18 protein-coding genes and 1 pseudogene are annotated in these 23,590 nt (G+C 60.1%); 10 read left to right on the plus strand and 9 right to left on the minus strand.

Features of this window, described 5'->3' with window-relative positions:
• Nucleotides 1-37 precede the first annotated feature (37 nt).
• The 3 genes and pseudogenes from BMAGN_RS02810 to BMAGN_RS02820 all read left to right on the plus strand — a co-directional run bounded on the left by BMAGN_RS02810 (nt 38) and on the right by BMAGN_RS02820 (nt 3,119).
• Nucleotides 38-445, plus strand: coding sequence for an FKBP-type peptidyl-prolyl cis-trans isomerase (locus BMAGN_RS02810; RefSeq protein WP_022859197.1), 408 nt, complete (start codon nt 38-40; stop codon nt 443-445).
• A gap of 103 nt (nt 446-548) precedes the next feature.
• Nucleotides 549-1,031, plus strand: a complete 483-nt coding sequence (locus BMAGN_RS02815; RefSeq protein ID WP_022859198.1) for a GreA/GreB family elongation factor — start codon at nt 549-551, stop codon at nt 1,029-1,031.
• Between the two features lie 435 nt (nt 1,032-1,466).
• A pseudogene (locus BMAGN_RS02820) lies at nt 1,467-3,119 on the plus strand (peptide ABC transporter substrate-binding protein).
• Between the two features lie 164 nt (nt 3,120-3,283).
• Here the strand turns inward: BMAGN_RS02820 and trhA are convergent.
• Nucleotides 3,284-4,174 (minus strand): PAQR family membrane homeostasis protein TrhA, encoded by an 891-nt coding sequence (gene trhA, locus BMAGN_RS02825; protein WP_022859199.1) that lies wholly within the window; start codon nt 4,172-4,174, stop codon nt 3,284-3,286.
• Between the two features lie 182 nt (nt 4,175-4,356).
• Between trhA and BMAGN_RS02830 the strand changes: the two genes are divergently transcribed.
• Nucleotides 4,357-5,844, plus strand: coding sequence for a sensor histidine kinase (locus BMAGN_RS02830; RefSeq protein WP_022859200.1), 1,488 nt, complete (start codon nt 4,357-4,359; stop codon nt 5,842-5,844).
• Between the two features lie 98 nt (nt 5,845-5,942).
• Here BMAGN_RS02830 and BMAGN_RS02835 read toward each other — a convergent pair whose 3' ends face one another.
• The 4 genes from BMAGN_RS02835 to BMAGN_RS02850 form a co-directional block, all read right to left on the minus strand.
• The gene (locus BMAGN_RS02835; RefSeq protein WP_022859201.1) at nt 5,943-6,215 is read right to left on the minus strand and encodes a WhiB family transcriptional regulator; all 273 of its coding nucleotides are present in this window, start codon (nt 6,213-6,215) and stop codon (nt 5,943-5,945) included.
• A 204-nt stretch (nt 6,216-6,419) separates the two neighbouring features.
• Nucleotides 6,420-8,129, minus strand: coding sequence for an FtsK/SpoIIIE domain-containing protein (locus BMAGN_RS02840; protein WP_022859202.1), 1,710 nt, complete (start codon nt 8,127-8,129; stop codon nt 6,420-6,422).
• Between the two features lie 163 nt (nt 8,130-8,292).
• Nucleotides 8,293-9,720 (minus strand): LCP family protein, encoded by a 1,428-nt coding sequence (locus BMAGN_RS02845; RefSeq protein WP_022859203.1) that lies wholly within the window; start codon nt 9,718-9,720, stop codon nt 8,293-8,295.
• 85 nt (nt 9,721-9,805) lie between these two features.
• Nucleotides 9,806-11,224 carry an LCP family protein gene (locus tag BMAGN_RS02850; RefSeq protein WP_022859204.1) on the minus strand — a complete coding sequence of 473 codons (1,419 nt, stop codon included), beginning with the start codon at nt 11,222-11,224 and terminating at the stop codon, nt 9,806-9,808.
• Between the two features lie 242 nt (nt 11,225-11,466).
• Here BMAGN_RS02850 and BMAGN_RS02855 point away from each other — a divergent pair, with 242 nt between their 5' ends.
• Nucleotides 11,467-14,562, plus strand: coding sequence for a glycosyltransferase family 2 protein (locus BMAGN_RS02855; protein ID WP_034250292.1), 3,096 nt, complete (start codon nt 11,467-11,469; stop codon nt 14,560-14,562).
• On the plus strand, nt 14,559-16,082 hold the full coding sequence (locus tag BMAGN_RS02860) for a DUF5719 family protein (protein ID WP_034250293.1): 1,524 nt from the start codon (nt 14,559-14,561) through the stop codon (nt 16,080-16,082). Before BMAGN_RS02855 ends, BMAGN_RS02860 begins: the two co-directional genes overlap by 4 nt.
• Nucleotide 16,083: 1 nt before the next feature.
• Here BMAGN_RS02860 and BMAGN_RS02865 read toward each other — a convergent pair whose 3' ends face one another.
• Nucleotides 16,084-16,521, minus strand: coding sequence for a metallopeptidase family protein (locus tag BMAGN_RS02865; protein ID WP_022859207.1), 438 nt, complete (start codon nt 16,519-16,521; stop codon nt 16,084-16,086).
• Between the two features lie 84 nt (nt 16,522-16,605).
• Here BMAGN_RS02865 and BMAGN_RS02870 point away from each other — a divergent pair, with 84 nt between their 5' ends.
• Nucleotides 16,606-17,412 carry an HAD-IIB family hydrolase gene (locus BMAGN_RS02870; RefSeq protein ID WP_026501871.1) on the plus strand — a complete coding sequence of 269 codons (807 nt, stop codon included), beginning with the start codon at nt 16,606-16,608 and terminating at the stop codon, nt 17,410-17,412.
• Nucleotides 17,409-18,131, plus strand: a complete 723-nt coding sequence (locus BMAGN_RS02875; protein WP_033510481.1) for a ComF family protein — start codon at nt 17,409-17,411, stop codon at nt 18,129-18,131. The genes BMAGN_RS02870 and BMAGN_RS02875 overlap by 4 nt, the downstream gene beginning before the upstream one ends.
• A 31-nt stretch (nt 18,132-18,162) precedes the next feature.
• Here BMAGN_RS02875 and BMAGN_RS02880 read toward each other — a convergent pair whose 3' ends face one another.
• Genes BMAGN_RS02880 through glgB form a run of 3 tightly spaced genes read right to left on the minus strand, consistent with a single transcriptional unit; the run spans nt 18,163 to nt 22,247 of the window.
• Entirely contained in the window at nt 18,163-19,242 is a 1,080-nt protein-coding gene (locus tag BMAGN_RS02880) for a sensor histidine kinase (RefSeq protein WP_022859208.1), read from the minus strand.
• Nucleotides 19,242-19,961, minus strand: a complete 720-nt coding sequence (locus tag BMAGN_RS02885) for a response regulator transcription factor (RefSeq protein ID WP_022859209.1) — start codon at nt 19,959-19,961, stop codon at nt 19,242-19,244. The genes BMAGN_RS02880 and BMAGN_RS02885 overlap by 1 nt, the downstream gene beginning before the upstream one ends.
• A gap of 12 nt (nt 19,962-19,973) precedes the next feature.
• A complete protein-coding gene (glgB, locus tag BMAGN_RS02890) occupies nt 19,974-22,247 on the minus strand; it encodes a 1,4-alpha-glucan branching protein GlgB (protein WP_022859210.1) in 2,274 nt (757 codons plus the stop codon).
• Between the two features lie 138 nt (nt 22,248-22,385).
• Between glgB and BMAGN_RS02895 the strand changes: the two genes are divergently transcribed.
• Nucleotides 22,386-22,991 (plus strand): CarD family transcriptional regulator, encoded by a 606-nt coding sequence (locus BMAGN_RS02895; protein WP_022859211.1) that lies wholly within the window; start codon nt 22,386-22,388, stop codon nt 22,989-22,991.
• Between the two features lie 6 nt (nt 22,992-22,997).
• Complete coding sequence (gene ispF / locus BMAGN_RS02900; RefSeq protein ID WP_022859212.1) at nt 22,998-23,474, plus strand: 2-C-methyl-D-erythritol 2,4-cyclodiphosphate synthase; 477 nt, start codon at nt 22,998-23,000, stop codon at nt 23,472-23,474.
• The last annotated feature ends 116 nt before the right edge of the window (nt 23,475-23,590 follow it).

Consider the following 23,590-nt stretch of genomic DNA (forward strand, 5'->3'; position numbering starts at 1 on the left):
ACTGTTGTGTATGCAACAGCATAAAGGAGAACACATTATGGCTGCACAGATGCCTGTTGTAGAAGCCACGTTTGGCGCCGCCCCCACGTTCGAGTTTCCGGAAGGTGAAGCTCCCAAGGGCCTGAAGGTTGTGGAACTGGTAGAAGGCGATGGTCCGGTTGTACGCCGCGGCGACCAGGTAACGGTGAACTATGAAGGTATTGTTTGGGGCGGCGACAAGCCGTTCGATTCAAGCTTCGCCCGTCACCAGCCGGCGACGTTCGGCATTGGCGTAGGCCAGGTCATCCGTGGTTGGGACCAGACGGTTCCGGGTCACAATGTCGGCTCCCGCCTGCTGGTGTCGATTCCGCCGGAGTACGGCTATGGCCGCAATGGCATGCCGGCCGCGGGTATTGGCGGTGACGATACGCTGGTGTTCGTTATCGACATCATTTCGACGCGCTGAACATCGAGTCACTAGACGTAATTGGTAGCGAGCACCGGCGTGAGCCGGTGCTCGCCTTATTACCGGCGCAGGGGTATGCGCCGGGATGCTGGTAGGAGGCATCATGGAACAGGAAGAAAAGACGGTACTGCTGACGCAGGAAGCCTACGACAAGCTGCAGGAAGAGCTCAAGTACCGCGAAGGCGAATATCGCGAGGAGATCACCGAGCGTATCGCCGCGGCCCGAGCCGAAGGCGATTTGTCGGAGAACGGCGGATACCAGGCTGCACGCGAAGAACAGGGCAAGAACGAAGGCCGTATCAACGAGCTGATCGTCAAGCTGCGCAACGCCAAGATCCTCAAGGCCCCGAAGGCCGGCACCGTGGGCAACGGCTCGCTTGTCACGATCGAGCTGGGCGGCCGCGACATGACGTACGTGATCGGTTCGCGCGACATCGCCGTGGCCACCGATTATGACGTGATCAGCCCCGAGTCCCCCGTCGGCGCTGCCATTTTGGGCGCCCATGTGGGTGACACGGTCGAATACAAGGCCCCGAACGGCCGCGCCATGAAGGTGCTTATCAAGGAAGCCAAGCCGTTGGCCTGATTCGCGCTGGATTCCGGATTTTTGTTGACAGCCCCTTGCCTCAAGCAAGGGGCTGTCCGCATATTGGACATGTATATTGTTCCGGTTCTTTGGCTCATATGACGATGATTTTGTGTCGAATCGCCGAATTCCAGCGAAAATTATCGTAAATGGATGCGTGGAGGTAACAGTTGTGTTGCCTGCGGTTTACATAGTGAACACGACCGCTATTACTCTTGTCCGCAAGCCCATCAAGCACGCCGCGGTTTCCGGCCCCATTTTTCGGGCGTTCGCGGCGCGTGTACGAAGATGATGTTTCCCGAACGGGAAATTTTATGATCCGCACGGATGGACGTTGAATCGCAGAAACGGCTACCCAAACGGGCATTCGTGAGATCCACGGATGCGCTTTGGCATGCCTTTCCGACTCCGAGATCAAACTAACGGGAGATATCCATGAGGAAGAAGAGCGCAACTACGCTCGCGGCCATCGCATGCGCCATCGGCATGCTGCTTTCAGGCTGCGGAAGCGCCGAGCCGAGCGCCAGCAACGAAAACGCGGGCGGCAATGTCATTACGGCTTTCAACACTGAGCCGCAGAACACGTTGATTCCAGGCAATACCAATGAGACGAGCGGCGCCATGGTCATCCAGCTGCTGTTCGCCAATCTGGTGGCGTTTGACAACAAGGGCGACGCAAAGATGTAAGTCGCCGACTCCATCACGCCCAACGACGACGTGACGCAGTACACCGTCAGACTCAAGGACGGTTGGAAATTCACCGACGGTACGCCTGTGACCGCCGAATCCTTCACGAAGGCGTGGAGCTATGTGGCCAACGCCAAGAACGCGCAGAAGTGCTCCTCCTTCTTCTCGATGATCAAGGGATATGACGAGCTGCAGGATCCCGACAAGCTGCAGGGTGACGAGCAATTGTCGGGCCTGAACGTGGTGGATGACAAGACGTTTACCGTCGACCTGAACAGCCCCGACTCGATTTTCCCCGTGAAGGTCGGCTATATCGCGTTCGCGCCGCTGCCCGAGTCGTTCTACAAGGATCCGAAGGCGTTCGGGGAGAACCCCGTCGGCAACGGCATGTACAAATTCACCCACTGGGACCACAACTCGCAGATTGAATTGGCGAAGAACGCCGATTACAAGGGCGTGCAGAAAGTGGCCAACGACGGTGTGACGTTCAAGATCTACACTTCCGCCGATTCCGCGTATTCCGACGTCCAGGGCGGCAATCTTGACGTGACGGGCACGATCCCGGCGTCCGCTATCAAGACGTTCGAAAAGGACTCGTCGGTCGAGGCCTACAACAAGGCCGGTTCCGTGATCCAGGCGTTTACGATCCCGTCCGATTACGAACACTGGAAGGTGGATACGGAAGAGGGCCATTTGCGCCGCCTGGCGCTGTCCATGGCCATCGAGCGCGAGGAGATCGTGGAGAAGGTGCTCGGTGGCACGGGCACCGTGGCCACGGACTTCAGCTCGCCGGCCATCCCCGGCTACGCCGACAACCTGAAGAATTCCGAGAACCTCAAGTACAACCCGGCCAAGGCCAAGGAATTGTGGAAGAAGGCCGACGCCATCTCCAAGTATGACGGCAAGCTCGTGTTCTCCTATGACGCCGACAAGGGTTTCAAGCCCGTATTCGAAGCCATTGTCAACTCCGCCAACAACGTGCTCGGCGAAGTGGGCTTGAAGGCCACGGCCAACCCCGTGCCAACGTTCCAGGAGTTCCGCAATTCAATCGACGAACGTTCCATGAAGGGCGCGTTCCGTACGGGTTGGACCCCTGATTACCCGTCCATCGAAGACTACCTGTATCAGATCTATGATTCGGCCGCAGCTGATGGCAAGGGCGCCAACGATGGCGATTACCGCAACGCCGACGTGGACGCCCTGTTCACGAAGGCCATGGGCATCACGAACCAAGATGAGCGCAACAAAGTCTATCAGGACGCCGAGGTGATTCTGCTCGACGAGCTTCCTTCCATCCCGCTGTACTACAGCAACGCCGTGGGCGTGGCCGCAGCGGGAGTCAAGGGGTTCACGATGGATTGGCAGAACCAGCCGATTTTCAATGAGCTCAGCAAAAGCTGAAACGGCGTGAAAAGACTCGCGTAGCAAAAACAATGGGGGTGCGGCGTATGCCGTACCCCCATTTTGTATATAACTTCTGCATTTTGAGACAGACACGCCGCGGTTCATGTCTCAAAATGCAGAAAAAGAGACAGAAACGCGGAAGGCCGCGGGAGAAGCGGAAGCTAGAACACGGGCAAATGCGCCAAATGCACGACCACCAGATAGATGGCCACCACATGGCAGGCGTATCCCGCGACAGTGCCCAAATGGAAGATTTCATGGAATCCGAACACCTTGGGCCACGGATCCGGTTTGCGCAGGCCATACACGATCGCGCCCGCGATATAGCATGCGCCGCCCGCGCAAATGAGGATCACTACGGCCGGGCCCGCGGCGGGGGACTGCCAGAACAATCCCATGAACGCCACGCCCGAGACGCCGAAGATGATGTATACGATCGTATAGAGCCAGCGCGGGGCCGTAATCCAGATGACATGGATCAGCAGCGCCACGAAGGTGCATGACCACATGCCGATGATGATGGCGTTGCGCCAGAACGTGTCAAGCGCGAACGCGATGGGCGTGTACGTGCCGGCGATGAGCAGGAAAATGTTCACATGGTCGATGCGGCGCAGCACGTCCGTGACGCGCGGCGACCAGTCTCCCAAATGGTAGGCCGCGGAATTGACGAACAGGATTAGCGAGGCCGTCATGAATACGGCGCACGCCCATTTGAGTCCGGTTCCGTGCGCCAGGCAAATGAGCACGATGCCCGAGGCGAGCGCCAGCGGCGCCGTGATCGCGTGGAACCATCCGCGCATTAGCGGCTTTGGCCTGCCGTGCACATCCAGACGGATTTTGCGCTGCACCTCATTGGGGACGATGCCTTCAATTTTCGCGGCGTGCGCTTCGCCCTTGGCGATAACGACTTTGGCTTTCTCGTCCGCCTTGGCGCGGATGTTTTGCGCTTTGAGTTCCGCCTTGAGTCGCACGCGGTCGGCTTTGGCCTGCATGGCCGCCTCTCGCGCGGCCGTCACCGCTTCTCGTTTCGCGAGTATTTGCTCGCGCGTCATACGTTCTGGCATGTTCACCTCACGCCTTGGTCATCGACTTGTCGGTCGACGTGTAGTCGGGTATTACGTTACCGTAACCTACGTTAGCGTAACTTATTGGCTTGTCAAATTATTTTTTTGTACAGACGCGCACGCGCCGTCCCATATGGATGATGGGACGGTGACGCCTTACTATGTTCTGTATGGCTGATTTTTCGCAAATATTGGCCACTCGGTCCGATCTTGACAATTCCGATCGCGAGTGGCTGCATCATTTAGTGGCAGACTGGCAAGTGATCGCGGACTTGAGTTTCGCCGATCTCATGCTGATTTTGCAAAACGGTGACGGCACGTACATAATTGCTGAACAGTGCCGTCCGTCCACGGTAATGGGACTGCGTTCCGACGATGTGGTGGGCGCCGTGGTTCCCGACGTATATATGGACGAACTGGACGCCGCCATGCAATGTCAGACGGTCTTCCATTCCACCACCTTGCGCGCGCTCGACAACACGATGATCTGCAATGTGTACGCTCCGATCGTGCATAACGGCAAAACGCTGGGACTGGTGGTACGGGAAACCAACATGGCCACGCGCGAACTCAACGGCCGCTATGAAAATGAAAGCATCAACGCCGGCAAGCGCCTGTACGACATGATTCCGCTGGGCGAATTCCCGTATACGGACCCCGTCATCAACCAGCGCCACAACGCGCGCGTGGCGGACGGATTCATCATTTTGTCGCTCGACGGCATCATCGAATACGCCTCGCCGAACGCGATCAGCTGTTTCCGCCGTCTTGGCATGAACGGCGCCATGGAAGGGCTGTACCTAAGTGAAATCGGCACGCAGCTGCTTCACGAGAACGATCCCGTCCCTGAAATGCTGCCGCTCGTGCTGACGGGAAAGGCGCCCGTGGATTCGGAAATCAACGCGAACCGTTCCGTCGTGTCGATGAGGTCGTTCCCGCTGTCGAACGACGCGGGCCGTACGGGCGCGATCATCCTGTGCCGTGACGTGACCGAATTGCGCCGCCGCGAAGTCGAATTGCAGACCAAGGACGCCACCATTTCCGAAATCCACCATCGTGTGAAGAACAATTTGCAGTCGGTGTCGGCGCTGCTGCGTCTGCAGGCGCGCAAAACGCAGTCCCAGGAAGTCAAGAAGGAACTCGCCGAGGCGCAGCGCCGCGTGCAGACCATCGCCATGGTGCACGAGGGCCTGAGCCAGACGGCCGATGAAATCGTCGACTTCGACAAGGTGATCTCGAACCTGTTGCGTATGAGCATCGATTTGGGTTCCATGCGCGATCAGAACATTTCCGTGGACTATGTGGGCAAATTCGGCATGATGCCCGCCCAAGACGCCACGCCGCTGTCGCTGGTGCTGACCGAGCTCATCACCAATTGCGTGGAACACGGGTACGAAGGCCTCAAAGAAGGCCATATCACTGTAAGCGTGGAACGCCACGGGAAGAACCTGCATGTGGTGGTGGAAGACGACGGCAACGGCATGGAACACGAGGAACACAACGGCATGGCACGTTCCTCGGGCTCGGGTCTGGGCACACAAATCATCAATACGTTCGTGAAGAACGATTTTGGCGGCACTGTGGAATGGGAGCCGCGAGAAGAGGGTGGCACGCGCGTGATCCTCAACATCAAGTTGCGCGCCGCCTTGGGCGTGTGATCGCCGGCAAGGCATGGCAGAAGGCATAATAAAAGGGCTTGGCGTCATAACCAAGCCCTTGTCCTTCTATTCTCTCAAGAATGGTATTGAGCGTGCGGTCAGATCTGCATGACCTGGGAACGGCGTGCACGCATCGCGCGGCGCTTGAGGGCACGGCGCTCGTCTTCGCTCAAACCGCCCCATACGCCATAATCCTGGTTCGTGTCCAGTGCGCACTTGAGGCAGGCGTCCATCACCTTGCAGGTGCGGCATACGGCCTTGGCTTCCTCAATCTGCTGGTAAGCGGCGCCCGTATTGCCTACAGGAAAAAACAATTCCGGATCTTTGTCGCGACAGGCCGCTTTCGCGCGCCAATCATATGCACTGCTCATGAGTCCCTCTTCTCAATTTTTAGTGTATGTGTAGTGTGTGCTACGTGTTTTATGCTAGGTATAACAGGCCCCAAATTCAAGGGTTTCGCGGAGATTTTGTGAAAATTTTATGTTTCGGAGCCCATGAAGGGAACATGACGGGCCTTTTGCCATGCTGATGTGGTATGGAGGCGGGCCTGTCGCAGGAAGAAAGCTCCCTACATATTAAGCATCCCCGATCGGCGCGACACACTGGATGACGCGCGCTTGTCCCACACCCAGCAACACGGCCCGTCCCGGCGTATGCAAATCCTGCACCGTCATCGTATTGAGCAGCGCGGAGGGGATGCCGTCGGCCAAATCGACACTGCGTTCCGCACAAGGGAACATGACACGGATCGTGCCATGCTCGGGAATGCGTAGGGATTTGGTCGAGCGCAACGCCATGACCACCGTACGGCGCTCGTCGAACAGGTCATGGCGGAATTGTTCCGCGCACGCCGAGGTGTTCAACACGTCCAACAACTCGTCGGCGTCGTCCACCACGCGAACATGCTTCCAACCGCGCTCCCGGACGAGGCGTTCAATATGGCGCAACAGTGTGGACCGTCCACGGCCCGGCATGCCCACCACCGCGATATTGCCACGGTCCACGGGAACATGGGCCGGCGCCGTGTGCACGCCGTCGTCCGCAAGACCGATCAGGACGCTCTGGCCGGGCGAGCACCCGGATTGGTGTTCGCGCAATACGCGTTCGTACGTAATCTGTGCGGGCAATGGCGCGGTAAACAGCGGTTCAGGCTGCAACCAGCCATGCAAACGCGCCGCGTAGCGGATTTGACGCGCCACATATGCCAAATCCGTACAGAAAGCGCACCTCAATAGCGTTTCCCGGCCGTCCACACAGCACAAAGCCGTACCGGGCGCCTTGGCGCTCAGCCGCGCGGCGTGGTCCGAACCGATCATTTCCTGCGATTGCAACGAATCATGTACACGCATGCATACGCGCAAACTCATGTTCGCTTTCATCGACGCGTTGATTTGCCCCAACGGATTTTGGGTACAGGCGACCACATGCATGCCCAGCGAGCGGCCGAGCGACGCCACACGGATCAACCGGTCCATATAGTCGGGAAGCTGGCCCGCCATCGCGTAAAATTCGTCGACCACGACAATCATGCGCGCCGGACGCGGATCCATGTCGCGAATGTCGGCGACACCCTGTTGCGCGGCGAGGCGCTCGCGGCCGCGCAGTTCCTGCTCGATGGCCTCCAGCGCGCGCATGGCGTGCTGCAAGTCCAGATCGCTGACGCAACCGCGCGTGTGGGGGAGCGTGGAAAGCGCGTTCATGGCGGAGCCGCCCTTGAAGTCGAGCAGGAGGAATTGCAGCGCATGGGGAGGATGAAGCGCCGCCAATGCCATGCACCAGCTTTGCAACAATACCGATTTTCCGGAACCCGTAGTACCCGCCACAATGGCGTGGGGGCCTTGTTCCAACAGGTCAAGGAATGCGGGGCGCTTGTGTCCGTCCACGCCGAGCGGGACGCGTAGGGAATGGGCGGGAGAGAGCCAACGGCGTGCAATAATACGCCACGCGTCGCGTTGGCCCGCAATGCCCAACAATTCTTCCAACGAGGTGGCGGGCAGGATTCGTTCATGAAGCGCGGGCTCGTCCGCACGTTCTTGATGTTGCTGGGGTGGGCCAGTACCAGCGATTGCCGATGAGGAGAGCGGATCCGCGGACGGTTGCTGCCTGAGCAAGGTGATCAGCAAGGTCGCCGCGCATCCGCAACATCCCGCAAACACCATGATCGCGAACAGCCATTGGCCTTGCAACAGCATCACGACGAGCATGATGGCCTGGGCCGCAACAGGAGCGGCATACGCGAACACGCGCAACGCGCGCAAGGATCCGGCGTGACGCGTGTTCGGCACGCGCCGCTTGGAAGTGGAAGGTCGCCGGCCGGGTCTGGATCCCGTCCGCCGCGAATCAGGGGGATGATGTTTTCCTCGTCGAGCCATAGGGGGCACTATGGCAGATAAACCTCATTCCGGCCAGCCGGGGACGCCCTTGTGGTTTGACGGGTGTGTCGCGCCGCTATTGCTGGCCGGCCAGCAGCGCCTCCTGCGCCTCCTGGGTCATGCCGCCAACCGTTCCGGGCTTGTGGGTGCCGTCGCTCAGCGACGTGAACAACTGTTCATTCGCATCATTGTCGAGCAACACGCTTGATCCCACACCGTCGACATAGTAGTCGGGGTTGCTCCAGTACACGCTGCCCGTAATGCCGTCGCTGCCGGACGCGTCATGGAAGGCGAGCAACATGCTCATCAGCGTGAACGGCGTAGTTTTCTTGTCTACGGTAAGGGAGCCCAAGGCGGCTTTGCCAATGGCGCCGAGCTTGCCCGGATTGAGCAGGATGGAAGGCGACATGGCCTTCTTGGCGATTGCGCCGATAACTTGGCGTTGGCGTTCCGCACGGCCGAAATCGCCCTTGGGATCGGAGTAGCGCATGCGCGAGAATGCGAGCGCCTGCGCGCCATCGACCGTGTGGCATCCGGCGATCCAGTCCATGCCGGATTTTTCGTCATGCACATCGGAGTCGTAACACAGGTTCACGCCGCCCATGGCGTTGACCACGTTCTGCAGGCCGCCGAACGACAGTTCCGCCACATGGTCCACTTTGTAGCCGATGATGTCTTCGACCTCATTGACGACTTGTTCGCGGCCCACTTCGCCCATGACAGCGTTGATCTTCATGTAATATCCGTCGATTTCCACAAGCGAGTCGCGTGGAATGGAAATTAGCGAGCTGGGGCCGTGTTGGGGTTTGGTCAACACGAGCATGGTGTCGGTACGCGCACCCGTGGTGCCGTCGTGGCCCGTGGATCCGTCGCGTTCGTCGGAACCGAGAATAAGCCATGTGGTGGCCTTGGAATTGTTCGACTTGTCAGTAAGCCACGCCTCTTTGCGCAGATTGGAATTCACCCATGCGTATAGGCCGGCGAAAATGCAGCCGATAATGAGCAGCAGCGCGACAAACACGCGCAACACGGTTTTGCCTACGCTGCGCGTACGCGCTTTGCGTGGACGCGCGGAAACCGGAGCGACAGCGGGCGTGACGCCGCGCCGTTCAGGGCGAGGGCTTGAAGGCCGGGAAGTGTGCGCTTGGGATTGGTTTGCACGCGCATCACGGTGCGGGGCAGATTGGCGTGGCGCGCTGGAGCGGCTGTCGCGCGAGGCGTGCGGCGCAAAGGACGCGGGCATTGGCTCGTCTTGGCCTGAGTTCGCGGATTGGTGCACGGGACGGTGCGCTGCGGGCGAAGACTCATGGGAAGCGCGCGACTGGGATCGTGAAGGTGCGAAACTCGGAGGTACGGATGCGCCACCGGCGGATTTTGCGGGATCGGCGGGTTTGCGGCCTGAAGATTGCGGTTGGGTGGAAGAGGAGCCACGTCGCGGGCGCGCCTTGCGCCCGGACGGAGAAAAGCTGGGCGGAGTGGAATGCGAACCGTCGTCTTGTGTCATTTGTTGGCCCTCTTGCTCAATCTGCTCAATATAGAATGCTGGATTCCTGCACCATGTACAGGAATCCAGCATAACGCAACCGTGATTATTCGGTGACGCCGCACACCGTGTAGTTGATATAGCGATCGGCGGTGCCGATATACTGCTCGGTGGTCGGATCCTTGATGGCGCCCGTATCCGGATCCACAATGCCGCCCGTATTCGGATCGATCAGCGTGCCGTCCTTCATGACGAGCAGACCAGTCTTTGGATCCAGCGTTCCCGTATCTTGCGGTTCCTGGGACTCTTCGGGCTTGGCGGCCTCCTCGCTGGCCTTCGGTTCTTCGGTCGGCTTCTGCGTGGCTTCGGGCTTGTGCTCGTCCTGCGTCTTGTGGCCTTCGGAAGCGGAGCCGTACAGCGGTTTGTCTTCCTTGAACTTCTGCCAGACCTCATCGGCGGCCTGCGTCCATACCACACGGTTCGGGTCGTACGGGGCGACCGTGATCGGCACGGTCTGCGCGTAAATATGGTCCACCTTCAAGTGCACGAGGCTCATGGCAAGGCCCACGAGCGCGGACGTGTTCGCCATGCCGCTGCTGATATTGAGCGATTCGATGGCGGCGAGCGCCAACTGGTACAGCTGGCTGCTCTGTGTCAGCAGGTTCTTTTTGAGCGCTTCCTTGAAAATGGCTTTCACGAGGTATTGCTGACGCGTGGTGCGCATAATGTCCGAGCCGTCGGTGCCTTCACCATGACGCATGCGCGCGTATTGTGTGGCTTGCAGGCCGTTGAGATGGTGCATGCCCTTTTTCAGCGTAAGTTCCGTATACGTGTCCGACAAGTCGGTGGGGATGCAGATGTCCACGCCGCCCAACGCGTTGATCATCTTGTACAGGCCCTGAAAGTCGACCACGATAAAGTTCTTGATATGTAGTCCCGTCAGCGAGTTGACGGCCTGTACCGTGCAGCTGGCCGCCGAGGAAAGGTTGCCGCCTTCACGGTATGCGGTGCTGAAAATGGAATTGAACATCACGCCCTGCTGTGCAGGGATAGTGCCGTTGCTCGTATGGCAGCTTGGCACGTCCACGAGGGAATCGCGCGGAATGGAGACGAGGTTGACATAGGAGCGGTCCGCGGAAATTTGCACGACCATCGTGGTGTCGGCCTGATGGTCGCCCATGTCCGCTTCCGTGCCGCCGGAAAGCGAAGCGTTGCCGCCGTCTCGCGTGTCCTGGCCAATGACGACGAACGTGATGGGCTTGCCCGCGTTCGGATCGATCACTTCCTCCTGTTCGCCGTTCTGTTCCAAGAAATCGACGCTGCGCGTACGGATGGCGCTGTCGAAATTGATCCAGACGGCCGCCGCCGCGGACGCCGCGAATACCAGGGCGGCGATCACGATGCACGCCACGACCGTGCGCACATGGTGGGAAATGACATAGGGGCGGCCCGTATGTTGTGGCGGAGTCTTGGCGCTGCCGTTCAGGTTCGGATTGGCATCGCGGGTATGTTTGTGTGCAGCCAAGCTCTTGCCTTCCTTCTTATGGGCGTATATGACCCCAAACTGTGGCGCGGACAACATGCGGCATATTCAAGGTATTCATGGAGATTATAAAGCAGTGCGTTGAACTTTCGCGCAAACGGGCGGCCGCGAAGGCGCCGGCCCTGCGTTCGGGGGAATGGAGACTACTGTTATATTGGTACGTGCGCAGTCCGCGGGGTAACCGCGGATGTTCGCTAAGGTAGAGCGTGCGTACACTGGAGGGTATGACTTTGACAGGCGGCAATGAAATCCAGCGCGTGGTGGACAAGGTGCTCGTGGCACGGCCTTACCGGCACGCCGCACGCGTGGACGACCAAGTGACGGCCATTATTACGGTGCAAGAAGACACCAGATTCCTCCCCGAGACGTTGCGGGCCGTGTTCTCGCAGACCGTGGTGCCGGGAGCCGTGGTCATCGCCGACTGCTCGCAGCAGGAAACGGCTTCGCTGCGCACGGACATCGACATCATGACGCAGTCGGCCGCCGCGCAACATCAACAAATACGCCAACAAGTGACCGTGCAAATCATGCATGTGCACCACGCCCAGTCGTTCGGCGACGCCGTGGGCAAAGTCACGCGCATCTCCCCGCTGGCGCAAGGCAAAAACGCGCTGTGGCTGTTGCACGACGATTCGCGTCCGGCCGACCAGTGGTGTCTGGAACGGTTGCTGGAAGCGTGGAGCAACACCCCGACCGCCGCGATTCTCGGAGCCAAGCAGCTCGACTGGGATGGCGAACTGTTGCACAATGTGGGCGCCTATGCGGGACATCATTGCCTGCGAACGCTTGTGGTGGACGGGGAACCCGACCAGGAGCAATACGACATGCGCCAGGACGTGTTCGCCGTCTCCTTCGCCGGAGCACTGGTCGTGGGGGACACGCTGGAAGCCATGCGCGGCGTCACTCCATGGTTCGGCACCTTCGGGGAGTCGGCCGACTTCTGCCGCAGGCTGTGCCTGCACGGCAAGCGCGTGGTGGTCGTGCCCCAAGCCCGTATCGCGCACCGTCGCGCGCGCTTCGAGGGAATACGCACGGCCGACGGCCAGCCGCTGGACGCCGACGAAGCTGTCGACACGTCCATGGCACGCTTGCACAGCGAACAAAAATACCGCTATACCGACATTTCGGGAGTTCGTTGGCCGGTGGTATGGCTCGCGAGCATCCTGATCATGTGCGTGAAAGCCGTACGCGAACTGTTCCGCAAAAACCGTATCAGCTGGTGCATGTTCTGCATGCCCTGGATCGCGCTCTGCAACATTCCCTCGGCCCTGGGCGCACGCCGCCGCGTACGCAACCAATCGGTGCTTTCCTACAAGGACTTGTCGGTGTTGACCGCCGACCGGCGCCAAATCGACCAATGGAAACAGGCCACACGCCAATTTGAAGACCAGCAGCAGGGCACGCTCTTGAGCCCGCTAGTCGTCGCACACCTGCGCAAACGCCGAATCGTGCGGTGGACGATCGCCATCATCGCGGCTCTTGTCGCACTGCTGGGCGTATGCGCCATGTACTGGGACGTGTTGCGTTCGCTATGGTCCGGCGGCTCGCTGTATTCCACCATGCTCGCTCCCACAGGCGCCACCATGGGCCAGCTTGTCGCGTCGGCCACCACGCCATGGGTGTTCGGCGTAGGCACGGGCGTCCCAGCGCCTCCCACGCCATGGCTGCTCGTGCTCATGGTTGCCAGCGTATTTACGGGCGGCCATGTCGCCGCGGCGCTTAGCCTCATGTTCTTCCTGGCGGCTCCGGCCATGGTGCTTTCGTTCTGGGCGCTCGCGGGCGTGGTCACGCGTTCCGACACGGTACGCGCATGCGCGGGACTCGCCTGGTTCGCTTTGGCGTGCGCATGGGGACTGTTCGCCCAAGCGAACATGCCCATGCTCACCGTGTTTGTGTGCCTGCCAGCGGCTTTCGCCTTCGTGTTCCGCGCCGTGGGCATGTACCGCACCGAAGTGGCCGTCCATTCGCGTCCCTCCATTCAGGCAGCCGCGCTTGCCGCATTGCTGTTCATTCCCGTGGTGGCCGCCGAACCGCAATTGCTGTTCGCGCTGATCGTGCTGTTTATCGTGTTTCTCGTATTCGTCACCAGGCATCGCCTCATGCTGGTGCTGATCCCGTTCCCGGCCGCGTTCGCCATCGCGCCCACGCTCGTGAACGCGATACGTTACGGGTATCAGGGCATGTGGCGCCAACTGTTCGGCGACATCATGCTTCCCGCGCAGCAGGTGAACGGGGCTCCGCGCCTTATGGGCATCGTGCAGATCGCACTTGATCTTGTGGGATTGGGCAACGCCCAATGGACGTCCTCCGCGTTCTGGAAGGATTGGTCCCATATTGCCGCCGTCGCCGTGCTGGTGGCCATGGTCGCGTTGACGCTGATCGCGTTGGGTACCTTGTTGATGAGCAGCGTCCTGCGCCCGTCCCGCATGCTCTGGTCGCTAATTGTGGCCGGCCTGCTGCTCGCCGTGATTTCACCTTCCGTAGGCATTGCCGTCACGCCCTATGGCCAAGCGGGCGGATCTGCGGCGCCTGGCATGGCGTTGACTTTTGTCGGCGTCATCACTTGCGCCGCCATGGTAGCGGGGCCGGCTATCACGCACTTTACGGAACTGCGCGGCAAGGAGAGCCGCGTACAGGCGCATGCCCGTATGGGGTCGCGCATCGTCGTGGCCGTTGTGCTGGCGTGCGTGGCGGCCCTGTGCGCCACATGCGGCGTTTTCCGGGCCCAGTTCATGCAGGTGGGCGTCTCTTCCCAAGGCATTCCCGTGGTCGCGCAAGACTATCTCGCGCAAAATGGCGACCGCCGCGTGCTGGCCATGGCCGCCGAATCGAACGGCAGCGCCGCCTACAACGTGATGCGCACGAGCAGGGGAGACCTGATCGACAGTTCTCCCGTGCAGCGCGTGCGCGTGGCGCTCAACAGGGAAGTGAATCCGGAAAACGACCATATTGCGCTGATCTCCGGAAAGTTGTTGGGCAATGCGGATTCGGACGCGATCAACGAACTGATCGGGTTGGGATTCGGCGGCATCTATGTGGTGAAAAATTCTCCCGAGTCCAGCGCGAAAGCCAACGACCAGCTCATTTCCAACATCACGGCTTCGGACGGCACGCAAACTGTGGTCAACAATGACGAGGGCATATATTTCCGGTTGGTCAATATTGACGGCGTGGACCAGAAGATCACCACGGATTGGCAACAGCGCACGCAGTCGAGCGTATGGCGCCAAGCGTGGCTGTGGTGCCTTGGCGTGATCGCCGCCTTGTATGTGATTGTGGCCATTCCGCGCACGCTGCGCGGTAATGAGGAGGAAGCATGAGCAAGCATTCTTCGGGAATCAAGATTTCTCGTGTAAGCCTCGGTGTGGCGAGCGCGATTCTTGTGGTGGCCGTGTTGGCGGCGCTGTCGATCCTGTCGACGGGAGCCGCGCCATGGAACGGTGCGATGAAGGCCGCCGCCGGCATTTCCCAACAGGTGAGCCCCAAACAGCTCGAACAGTATTGCCCGAGCCAGATGAACCTTGCCGACACCCATTCGTATGGGGATTCGGAATTCCAAGCCACCACGGGAGACATCACCTCGCGCACGCGCTATGTGGCCATGGGGTCGATTTTCCACGCGCAGGTCAGCGATATTGCGGACGCGCAGGCGGAAAACGCCACGGTGCTCGGCAACACTGACCAGAATTCCACCGACGTGATCACGGCCTCCGCCCAATCGCAGAAGAACGCGACGCTGTTCGACACGCGCATCCTGACCACACAAGACGGTACCGGCGCGGCGGGAGCGTTGATGTCGTGGGCCACGCGCGGCGACATTGTGGGCGTTTCCTCGACCTCATGCATCGCGACGGGCAAGCGCCAGCAGTTGCTGGTGCCGGCCACAACCTCCGGCAATACGCAGCAGCTTGTGATCGCCAACCCTTCGGACCGTTCCATTTCCGTATCCATGGAAATGTGGGGGACTACGGGCGGCCCTATCGCCATGGCGACCAACAGCGTCATTTCCATCGGCGCGAACAAGACGGCGTATGTCAACCTTGCCGCGGCCGCGCCGAAACAGGAAGCGCTCTACGTGTCGGTCACGAGTTCCACATCGCCCATTGCCACGGTGGTGCGTTCCATCAGCATGGACGGCCTGACGCCGCACGGCTCGGATTTCGTGGTACCGCAGCACGCCATGGCGTGCCATTCGGTCATTCCCATGGACGCCCATGACGCGGATAGCGCGCACATCATGCTGTTCGGCCATGCGGACAGTGACGTGCGACTGAAATGGATTACCAAAAATGGCGCCAAGGACGCGGCCAAACAACACCTGGACGCGGACAAAGTGCAGGTGGTCGACCTGCATCACGCCCCCCAGCACACGGTCGGGGTGGCCATTGAGTCGAACGAGCCCGTGGCCGCGACGGGACGCATGGTGCAGAACGGCAAGGACGGCCAGCAGGACTTCGCCTGCATGAACGCCGCCACGGGATTTACGCAAGCGGCCGTAGCCATCCCCGAAGAGGCTGGCGGCAGCGTCGAACTGTCCAATCCTGCAAACCGCAAGGTCAAGGCGACGGTAGAAAGCATCGGTGTCGACGGTATGGTCGCAAGCACGGAGCATGTGACGCTGAACGCGTCGGGCGGCACCAGCATTGACCTTGACGACTTGGGCGACAACCTGATCGCCGTGCATGTGTATGGGGATGATCCTGTGGCATGGGGCGTGGTTACGAACAGCAAAGCCGTGGACGAGGCGCAATACGCCGGAATCGGCTATCTTCAGGCCACGGATTTCAATATCGCCAAGCAGACCGTAACGGCCCACAGCGATTTGAACCTCGTGCGTTGAGTTACATCATGCCCCAATCGGGATCGATTTCCTCGGGACGGCGCGCATACAGCTCCGCCACGCGCAGGACAAGCTCGTCGCGAATGGCGAACTGCAGATCGATACGGTTGTGGGCATGGCCTTGCAACGGCATGCGGTACAGCACAATGCGCGCAGGAGCGCCATGGCTCGCCGCGAACGCCTGCGAAGCGATACGGCGCTCCGGCTCCCACGGGGCCGGCATGGACGGCGGCACATCCTCCACCGCAAACTGGAGCGGGCCGATCAATTCCGGCCATGCCCCGCGCAGCCTGCGAATTTGGCCAATGACCAAATCGTCAAAAAATCCGCTGCGTGTACGGTAACGCGGAAGACGTGTGCCGAACATGGGAGTGCGCACGCCACGACCATGGCGATTGCGGTAGACCTTCGTTTCCCATGGCAACTGGTAATTGTTCACTGTTCTATTCCTTCACGTCAAGATGCGTTACCATTAGCAACTGTATTACACGCATCATAGTCGCTGATCAGGGAGGCGCGTTTCATGGCCGGTATCGAAGTACCATACTGGGATCACGTCAATATCGCCGGAGTATGCGCCCACATGAAACTTGTGGCGTTCGATCTCGACGGCACGCTGGCGCGTTCCAAAAAACCCATGAAACCCGCCATGGCACAGCAGCTGTCCGAACTGAGCTCCCATATTCCGCTCGCCATCGTCTCGGGCGGCAAAATGGACCTCGTGCAAAGCCAGGTCATCGACGTGCTCACGCCCGAAGCCGACCGCGACACCATGCACATCATGCCCACCAGCGGCACGCGTTACTACCGCTGGAACCATGGCGGCTGGGAAGAACAATACGAATATTCGCTTTCCCCCGAAGACCGCGACACCGTAGTCGCGTCGCTTGAACTCCACGCGCGCGAACAAGGCATCTGGTACGAGCAGACGTGGGGCGATCGCATCGAGGACCGCGGCAGCCAAATCACGTTCTCCGCACTGGGACAGCAGGCCCCCGTGGACGTCAAGGAACAATGGGACCCCGACAACCGCAAGAAGAACGCGCTCGCCGAAGTCGTCCAGGCCGACGTGCCGCATCTGCAAGTGCGTTCGGGCGGCTCCACAAGCGTGGACATTTCCTTGCGCGGATTCGACAAGGCGTATGCCGTACGCGAGTTGGCGAAGCTGCTGGGCATTGAAGTGCGCGACATCGTGTTCATCGGCGACCGCATGGATCCCGACGGCAACGATTATCCGGCGGCAAAGGCCGGTACCACGGCGCTGCGCGTGCGCGGACCTGAAGACACGTTGGAACTGTGCAAGGCCATGAACGCGTGGTTTGACGCATGATCGAGGAAATGCGGGCCGTCTGCAAGGACATGGCGCACGCCATGGGACTCGTATTGTTTCCGCGCGGTTGCGCCGGTTGTGGCGAGCCGCATGAAGTGCTGTGCGTAAAATGCGCGCGGCTGTTTTCAAAACGTTACACGTTTGCGCTCGCCGGCACCGTGCTGGGGGAGGGATTCGCCTCCGCCCGGTATGAGGGCGCGGTACGCCATGCGATATTGGCGTGGAAAGACCATGGGGACGAGGAATGTGACGGCCCGTTTGCCGATATCATGGCCACGCTGTTGTGCCGTGACGAATGTCTTGCGCGGTTGCGTGGATACGGCCATGTGCTTGTGGTTCCGACTCCGTCTTCGCCACGGTCGGTACGCGCCCGCGGACGCGACCACATGATGCCGCTGGCGCGTTCGCTTGCACGCGCGTTGCGTGAACAAGGGGTGGACGCCAAGGCGTGTGGCGCGCTCGAGATGCGCGGCATGCACGGGAAATCCGTGCAAACGCGTTCCGCGCGCCAACGGTCGCGTCGTGTCGCGGGGCATATCGATGTATCCAAACGCATGCGGACGGCGCTATTGGAGCGCCGGGATCTTGCGGTGATCATCGTGGACGACATCGTCACTTCGGGAGCCACCATGCGCGCCTGTGTACAGGCGTTCCGCAACATTGAAGTGCCCGTATTCGGCGCGGCAAGTCTGGCCTACGCGCCGGCTACGGGCACATGAGAACGTACGCGGATCTCTTATCCGTGATTTATTAGTCGAGAATCCCGGAATGGTACTTGGGGAGCACTATTTCGAAATCCACACCGCGCGCGTCGTCGACAACCTGTACGGTACCGCCGTGCAACTGCGCGGCCCAGCGGGCGATGGACAATCCCAGTCCCGTACCGCCGGATTCCGTTCCCGGACCCGACTTGCCCTTGACAAAACGGCGGAAGATGTCGCTGCGCACTTCCTTGGGAATTTGCGAACCGAAATTGATCACGTTCGTCACGATCGTCTCGTCCTGCTCGTTTTCATGGGCCTCGATCAAGACGCTCGTATTGTCGCGCGAATGCTTGAGCGCATTGGCGATAATATTCGTGAACAGCTGGCGCAAGCGGTCCTGGTCGCCTTCCATGACAATCGAATCGGGCACGTCGATTTCAATATCATGGTGGTGTTGCGCGTCGGCCACCTTAAGCGGCGCCACGGTGTCGTGGATGAAATCGGCGAAATTGAATTCCTGGACGTGCAGGCTCGCGGCGCCGGCCTCCATTCGCGACAGGTCCAGCAGGAACGCGATAAGGTCGGATAGGCGGTGCGTCTGACGCAAAATGTTTTCCATATTCGCGCTGGACGGCTCCATCACGCCGTCGGCCATGTTTTCCACCATCGCCTGCAACGCGGATACGGGCGTACGCAGCTCGTGGCTCACATTGGCCACCATATCGCGGCGCATCTGGTCGGCGTGCTGGAGTTCCTCGGCCATCTCATTGAAGGCGCGGGCGAGCTGGGAAATCTCGTCGCTGTGCTTGGGATCCACTTGCATGCGCACGCTGTAGTCGCCCTCGACCATGGCCTCGGCCGCCGTGCGCAATTTGCGCAGCGGCATCGTCAGGCTGCGCGCGAAGATATACGTGAACGTCAGCGTCACCACAATGGTCAGCGGCATGGAATACCAACCATTGATACCTACCTTGGTCAACGCCCATGCGATCACGAAAGTGAGGATGGTCGCGGCCACGATCAGGATGCTGAGTTCTACGCGAAGTGAGGAGTACAACCCAATAGGGCGTTCGATCTCCAACGAATAAGACGAACGCCCTTTGGTGTGCTTGTTGGCACTATTCATCAGTCGACCGGCGGTTCAAACGCATATCCCACGCCATGCACCGTGCGGATCATTGAGGAGCCGAGCTTGTGGCGCAACGCCTTGACGTGCGAATCCACCGTACGCGTACCCGACGCATCCACCCAGTCCCATACCTCTTCGAGCAGCTTTTCTCGAGTGAGTACCGAACGCGGCTTGCGCGCCAGCGTGACCAGCAAGTCGAACTCGGTGGGCGTCAGGTGCACGGTCTCGCCGTTCAGCGTCACCACGCGCTGGGCCGGGTCGATGACCAGGGAACCGAAATCGAGGATCTTCTCATTTTCGGAGTTCTTGGCGATGACGCGGGCGCGGTCCACGCGGCGCAGCAGCGCCTTGCAGCGGGCGATAAGCTCGCGCATGGAGAACGGCTTGGTCATGTAGTCGTCGGCGCCGGCGCCCAGACCGATGATCTTGTCTGCTTCGTCATCACGCGCGGTGAGCATGAGCACAGGCGTCGGGCGCTCGGCCGTAATGCGCTTGGTCGCCTCGAGGCCGTCCATGACCGGCAGCATGACGTCCATAATGATCAAGTCTGGACGCAGTTGCAGGGCGGCTTGCACGGCCGTGGCGCCATCAGAGGCGACACGGGCCGTCCAGCCTTCGGCGGTAAGACGTTGCGCAATGGCCGTCGCTAGCGTCGGTTCATCTTCCACTACTAGGATGACGCGCGACTTGCCACGTTGCGTGGACGAATTCATCATGAGTTTTCCTTTCTAGTTCTCCGGTTCCAAGAACACCACGCCGAGAGCCGGCACCGTGATCTTGGCAGAGAACGGGCGCGAATGGTATTCGCCGGCGTTCGCCTCAATATTGGTGTTGTGAATGCCGGAACCACCATACTGCTCGTCGTCGGTGGTCAGCACTTCCTTCCACTTGCCACCCTGGGGCAGCGGCACCTGGTAGTCCTGCCAAGCGCAGCCAGAGAAGTTTACCACCACGACCATCTGCTCGCCGTTCTTGCCGATACGCATGAACGACAGCGTGTTGTGGTCGGAATCGTCACTCGTGAGCCACTGGAAGCCGGCCGGATCGAAGTCCTGGCTCCACAGCGCGGGGCTGCGCTTGTACAGCGCGTTCAGGTCGCTGACCAGCGACTGCACGCCGCGGTGGTCGGGCCAGTTCAGGCAATCCCAATCCAGCTGGGAATTGTAGTCCCATTCGCCGTACTGGGCGATTTCATTGCCCATGAACGAAAGGTTCTTGCCCGGATGCGCCCACTGGTACGCGAACAGGGAACGCACACCGGCGAAGCGCTGCCAGTCGTCGCCCGGCATCTTGCCGATCAGGGAACCCTTGCCATACACGACCTCGTCGTGGCTGATCGGCAGGATGTAGTACTCCGAGTAGGCGTACACCATGGAGAACGTGATCTCGTTGTGGTGCCACTTGCGGTTGACAGGCTCTTCGTGCAGGTACTGCAACGTGTCGTGCATCCAACCCATGTTCCACTTGAGGCCGTAGCCCAGGCCGCCTTCGCTCGTTGGGGCCGTGACGCCCGGGTAAGCCGTGGATTCCTCGGCGATCATCATGATACCCGGGTTGTTCTTGTAGGCCGTCGCGTTGGCTTCCTGGATGAACTGGATGGCCTCGAGGTTTTCGCGGCCGCCGAACTTGTTCGGACGCCACTGGCCGTTTTCACGGCTGTAGTCGAGGTAGAGCATGGAAGACACTGCGTCCACGCGCAGGCCGTCGATGTGGTACTCGTCCAGCCAGTAGCAGGCGTTGGCCACGAGGAAGTTGCGCACTTCGCGGCGGCCGAAGTTGAAGATGTAGGTGCCCCAATCCGGGTGTTCGCCGCGCAGCGGATCTGGATCCTCGTACAGCGGCGTGCCGTCGAAGCGTCCAAGCGCGAACGCGTCCTTCGGGAAGTGGGCCGGAACCCAATCCATGATAACGCCGATGCCGGCTTCATGCATCTTGTCCACAAGGTACTTGAAGTCGTCGGGACCGCCCAGTCGGGAGTCGACTCCGTAGTAGCCCGTCACCTGGTAGCCCCAAGAACCCGCGAACGGATACTCGGCCAGCGGCATGAACTCGACGTGCGTGTAGCCGAGCTCGGCCACGTACGGCACGAGTTCCTTGGCCAGGTCGCGGTAGTTGTGCACGTCGCTGCGCCAGCTGTTGGCGTGGACTTCGTATACGCTGACGGGTCCCTGGTGAGGATCGCGCTGGGCGCGCTGGGTCATCCACTGCTTGTCGTCCCAGTTGTGGCGCGAATCGACCACGACGGAGCCCGTACGCGGCGGGATCTCGTGGGAGCGCTCCATCGGATCCGCCTTCATTTCCCAGTTGTTGTAGGCGTTGAGGATATGGAACTTGTAGACTTCGCCCGCGGCGACGCCCGGAATGAACAGTTCCCACACGCCCGAGGAGCCGAGCTCGCGCATCGCGTGGCAGCGGCCGTCCCAGTGGTTGAAGTTGCCGACCACGCGCACGGCGTGGGCGTTCGGAGCCCATACGGTGAACAGCGTGCCGACAAGTTCCGTGTTCTTTTCCGCGGCGGAGGAGCCCATCGGGTCGTCGATGAACTTCACATGGGCGCCCATGACTTCCCACAGGCGCTCGTGGCGGCCCTCGTTGAACAGGTAGAGGTCCATTTCGCTGATCATCGGCAGATGGCGGTACGGATCGTCTGCCGTGGCGGTGGTGCCGTCCTCATATACCGTGGTGATGCGGTAATCGGGAACCGTCCAGTCGCCGTCCTTGGAGCGGACCGACGGCACGACGGCGGCGAAAACGCCGTTGTGCTCGTGGCGCGCCTCGTACTTGTGGCCGTCCTGCGTGAGGATCGTCACGGACTGGGCCAGCGGACGCAGCACGCGGATGGTGGTGTAGGCCGCATTCTTGCCTTCGCCCAGATGCGGGCCGAGAATCTGGTGGGGATTGTAGAACTGACCGTTGCTTACCGAATTGAGCTGGTCAGCGTTGACCTGGACAAGAGCGTCGTCGTACGTCTTGTCCGCAATTTGAGATGTAGATTTCGTCATGGCAAAAGAATAAGCACAAATGTGAACGTATTGGGAGAGCGAACATACATTTCCAGACAATTCCTTTACTTTTCTCAGCTATCGTCCAACCGGGATGACACAATTAGGGTGTTTTGTGGGCTTATTTACGGAGGATTCATGGGGTACAAGGTCGGCGATATGGTCGTCTATCCGCGTCATGGCGCGGCGAAGGTCGAGGCTATTACCGAACGTACGGTCAAGGGAATTACGCGCGAGTATTTGCAGCTGTCCGTGTTGTCTTCGGACGGTCTGGTCATCAACGTCCCGGTGGAGAACGCCACCAAGGTGGGCGTCCGTGACATTGTCGACGGCCAGGAGGTCGCCAAGGTCTTTGAAATTCTGCGCACGCCGATCATTGAAAAGGAAATGAACTGGTCGCGCCGCTACAAGCTCAACGTGGAAAAGATCGCCACGGGCGATGTGAACAAGATCGCCGAAGTGGTGCGCGACTTGGCCCAGCGCGACGTGGACGAACATGGTCTGTCGGCCGGCGAAAAGCGCATGCTCACGAAGGCCCGCAGCATTCTCACCTCGGAAATCTCACTATCCGAGAAGCTGGGCGAGGAAGAGACGCAGCGCTTGCTGGACGTCAACCTCGGGTACCAGGATCCGCTGCCGGGTGACGATGACCACCACACCTACGCTCCCGACGAAGCCGCCGCCGATACGTTGGCGCGCTTGGAGGCGGAGAACGCGGGCAAGAAGAAGTCCAAGAAGAAGTGACTTTTCATGCGCATCGGGTTTGGTTATGATGCCCATCGCTTTGCGGACGCCGAGAACCGGCGTCCGCTTTTTATAGCGGGGTTGGAATGGGAAGGCAATGGCATTGACGGCGATTCCGACGGCGATGTGGCGATCCACGCATTGATCGACGCGTTGCTGTCCGCCGCGCAATTGGGGGATATCGGCATGCTGTTCGGCGTGGGAAGCGCTTCACGCGGCGCCGGAATGCGCGGCACCGTCATGCTTGAAGAAACTGTACGATACGTGCGCAAGCACGGATATGCGCCCGGCAACGCCACGGTCACCGTGATCGGCAACCGTCCCAAAATCGGTCCGCGGCGCGGGGAAGCGCAGCGCGTGCTGTCCGAAATTATGGGATGCCCTGTTTCCCTGACGGCCACCACCACGGACGGCATGGGATTTACGGGCCGCGGCGAGGGTATCGCCGCGATGGCCAATGTCTTGCTGGAATCGGTCGAATAATCGTTGGCAAAAATTGTGCTCTTTGAACAACGGCACAAAAAAATTAGCGAGTCTCACCAAATCTGTCCGATTTTGTGAAGCTCGCTTGCGATATTGCTCATTATATTTTTGACGGG

This window comes from Bifidobacterium magnum (assembly GCF_000741255.1).
GTDB classification, from domain to species: Bacteria; Actinomycetota; Actinomycetes; order Actinomycetales; family Bifidobacteriaceae; genus Bifidobacterium; species Bifidobacterium magnum.

Excerpts from the sequence above, each read along its gene's own strand:
- BMAGN_RS02830 (WP_022859200.1), top strand. The coding sequence starts at position 4,357 with ATGGCTGATTTTTCGCAAATATTGGCCACTCGGTCCGATCTTGACAAT.
- BMAGN_RS02860 (WP_034250293.1), top strand. The coding sequence starts at position 14,559 with ATGAGCAAGCATTCTTCGGGAATCAAGATTTCTCGTGTAAGCCTCGGT.
- BMAGN_RS02880 (WP_022859208.1), bottom strand. The coding sequence starts at position 19,242 with ATGAATAGTGCCAACAAGCACACCAAAGGGCGTTCGTCTTATTCGTTG.
- BMAGN_RS02875 (WP_033510481.1), top strand. The coding sequence starts at position 17,409 with ATGATCGAGGAAATGCGGGCCGTCTGCAAGGACATGGCGCACGCCATG.
- BMAGN_RS02885 (WP_022859209.1), bottom strand. The coding sequence starts at position 19,961 with ATGATGAATTCGTCCACGCAACGTGGCAAGTCGCGCGTCATCCTAGTA.
- BMAGN_RS02855 (WP_034250292.1), top strand. The coding sequence starts at position 11,467 with ATGACTTTGACAGGCGGCAATGAAATCCAGCGCGTGGTGGACAAGGTG.
- BMAGN_RS02815 (WP_022859198.1), top strand. The coding sequence starts at position 549 with ATGGAACAGGAAGAAAAGACGGTACTGCTGACGCAGGAAGCCTACGAC.
- BMAGN_RS02870 (WP_026501871.1), top strand. The coding sequence starts at position 16,606 with ATGGCCGGTATCGAAGTACCATACTGGGATCACGTCAATATCGCCGGA.
- ispF (WP_022859212.1), top strand. The coding sequence starts at position 22,998 with ATGCGCATCGGGTTTGGTTATGATGCCCATCGCTTTGCGGACGCCGAG.
- BMAGN_RS02810 (WP_022859197.1), top strand. The coding sequence starts at position 38 with ATGGCTGCACAGATGCCTGTTGTAGAAGCCACGTTTGGCGCCGCCCCC.
- glgB (WP_022859210.1), bottom strand. The coding sequence starts at position 22,247 with ATGACGAAATCTACATCTCAAATTGCGGACAAGACGTACGACGACGCT.
- BMAGN_RS02895 (WP_022859211.1), top strand. The coding sequence starts at position 22,386 with ATGGGGTACAAGGTCGGCGATATGGTCGTCTATCCGCGTCATGGCGCG.
- BMAGN_RS02845 (WP_022859203.1), bottom strand. The coding sequence starts at position 9,720 with ATGACACAAGACGACGGTTCGCATTCCACTCCGCCCAGCTTTTCTCCG.
- BMAGN_RS02835 (WP_022859201.1), bottom strand. The coding sequence starts at position 6,215 with ATGAGCAGTGCATATGATTGGCGCGCGAAAGCGGCCTGTCGCGACAAA.
- trhA (WP_022859199.1), bottom strand. The coding sequence starts at position 4,174 with ATGACGCGCGAGCAAATACTCGCGAAACGAGAAGCGGTGACGGCCGCG.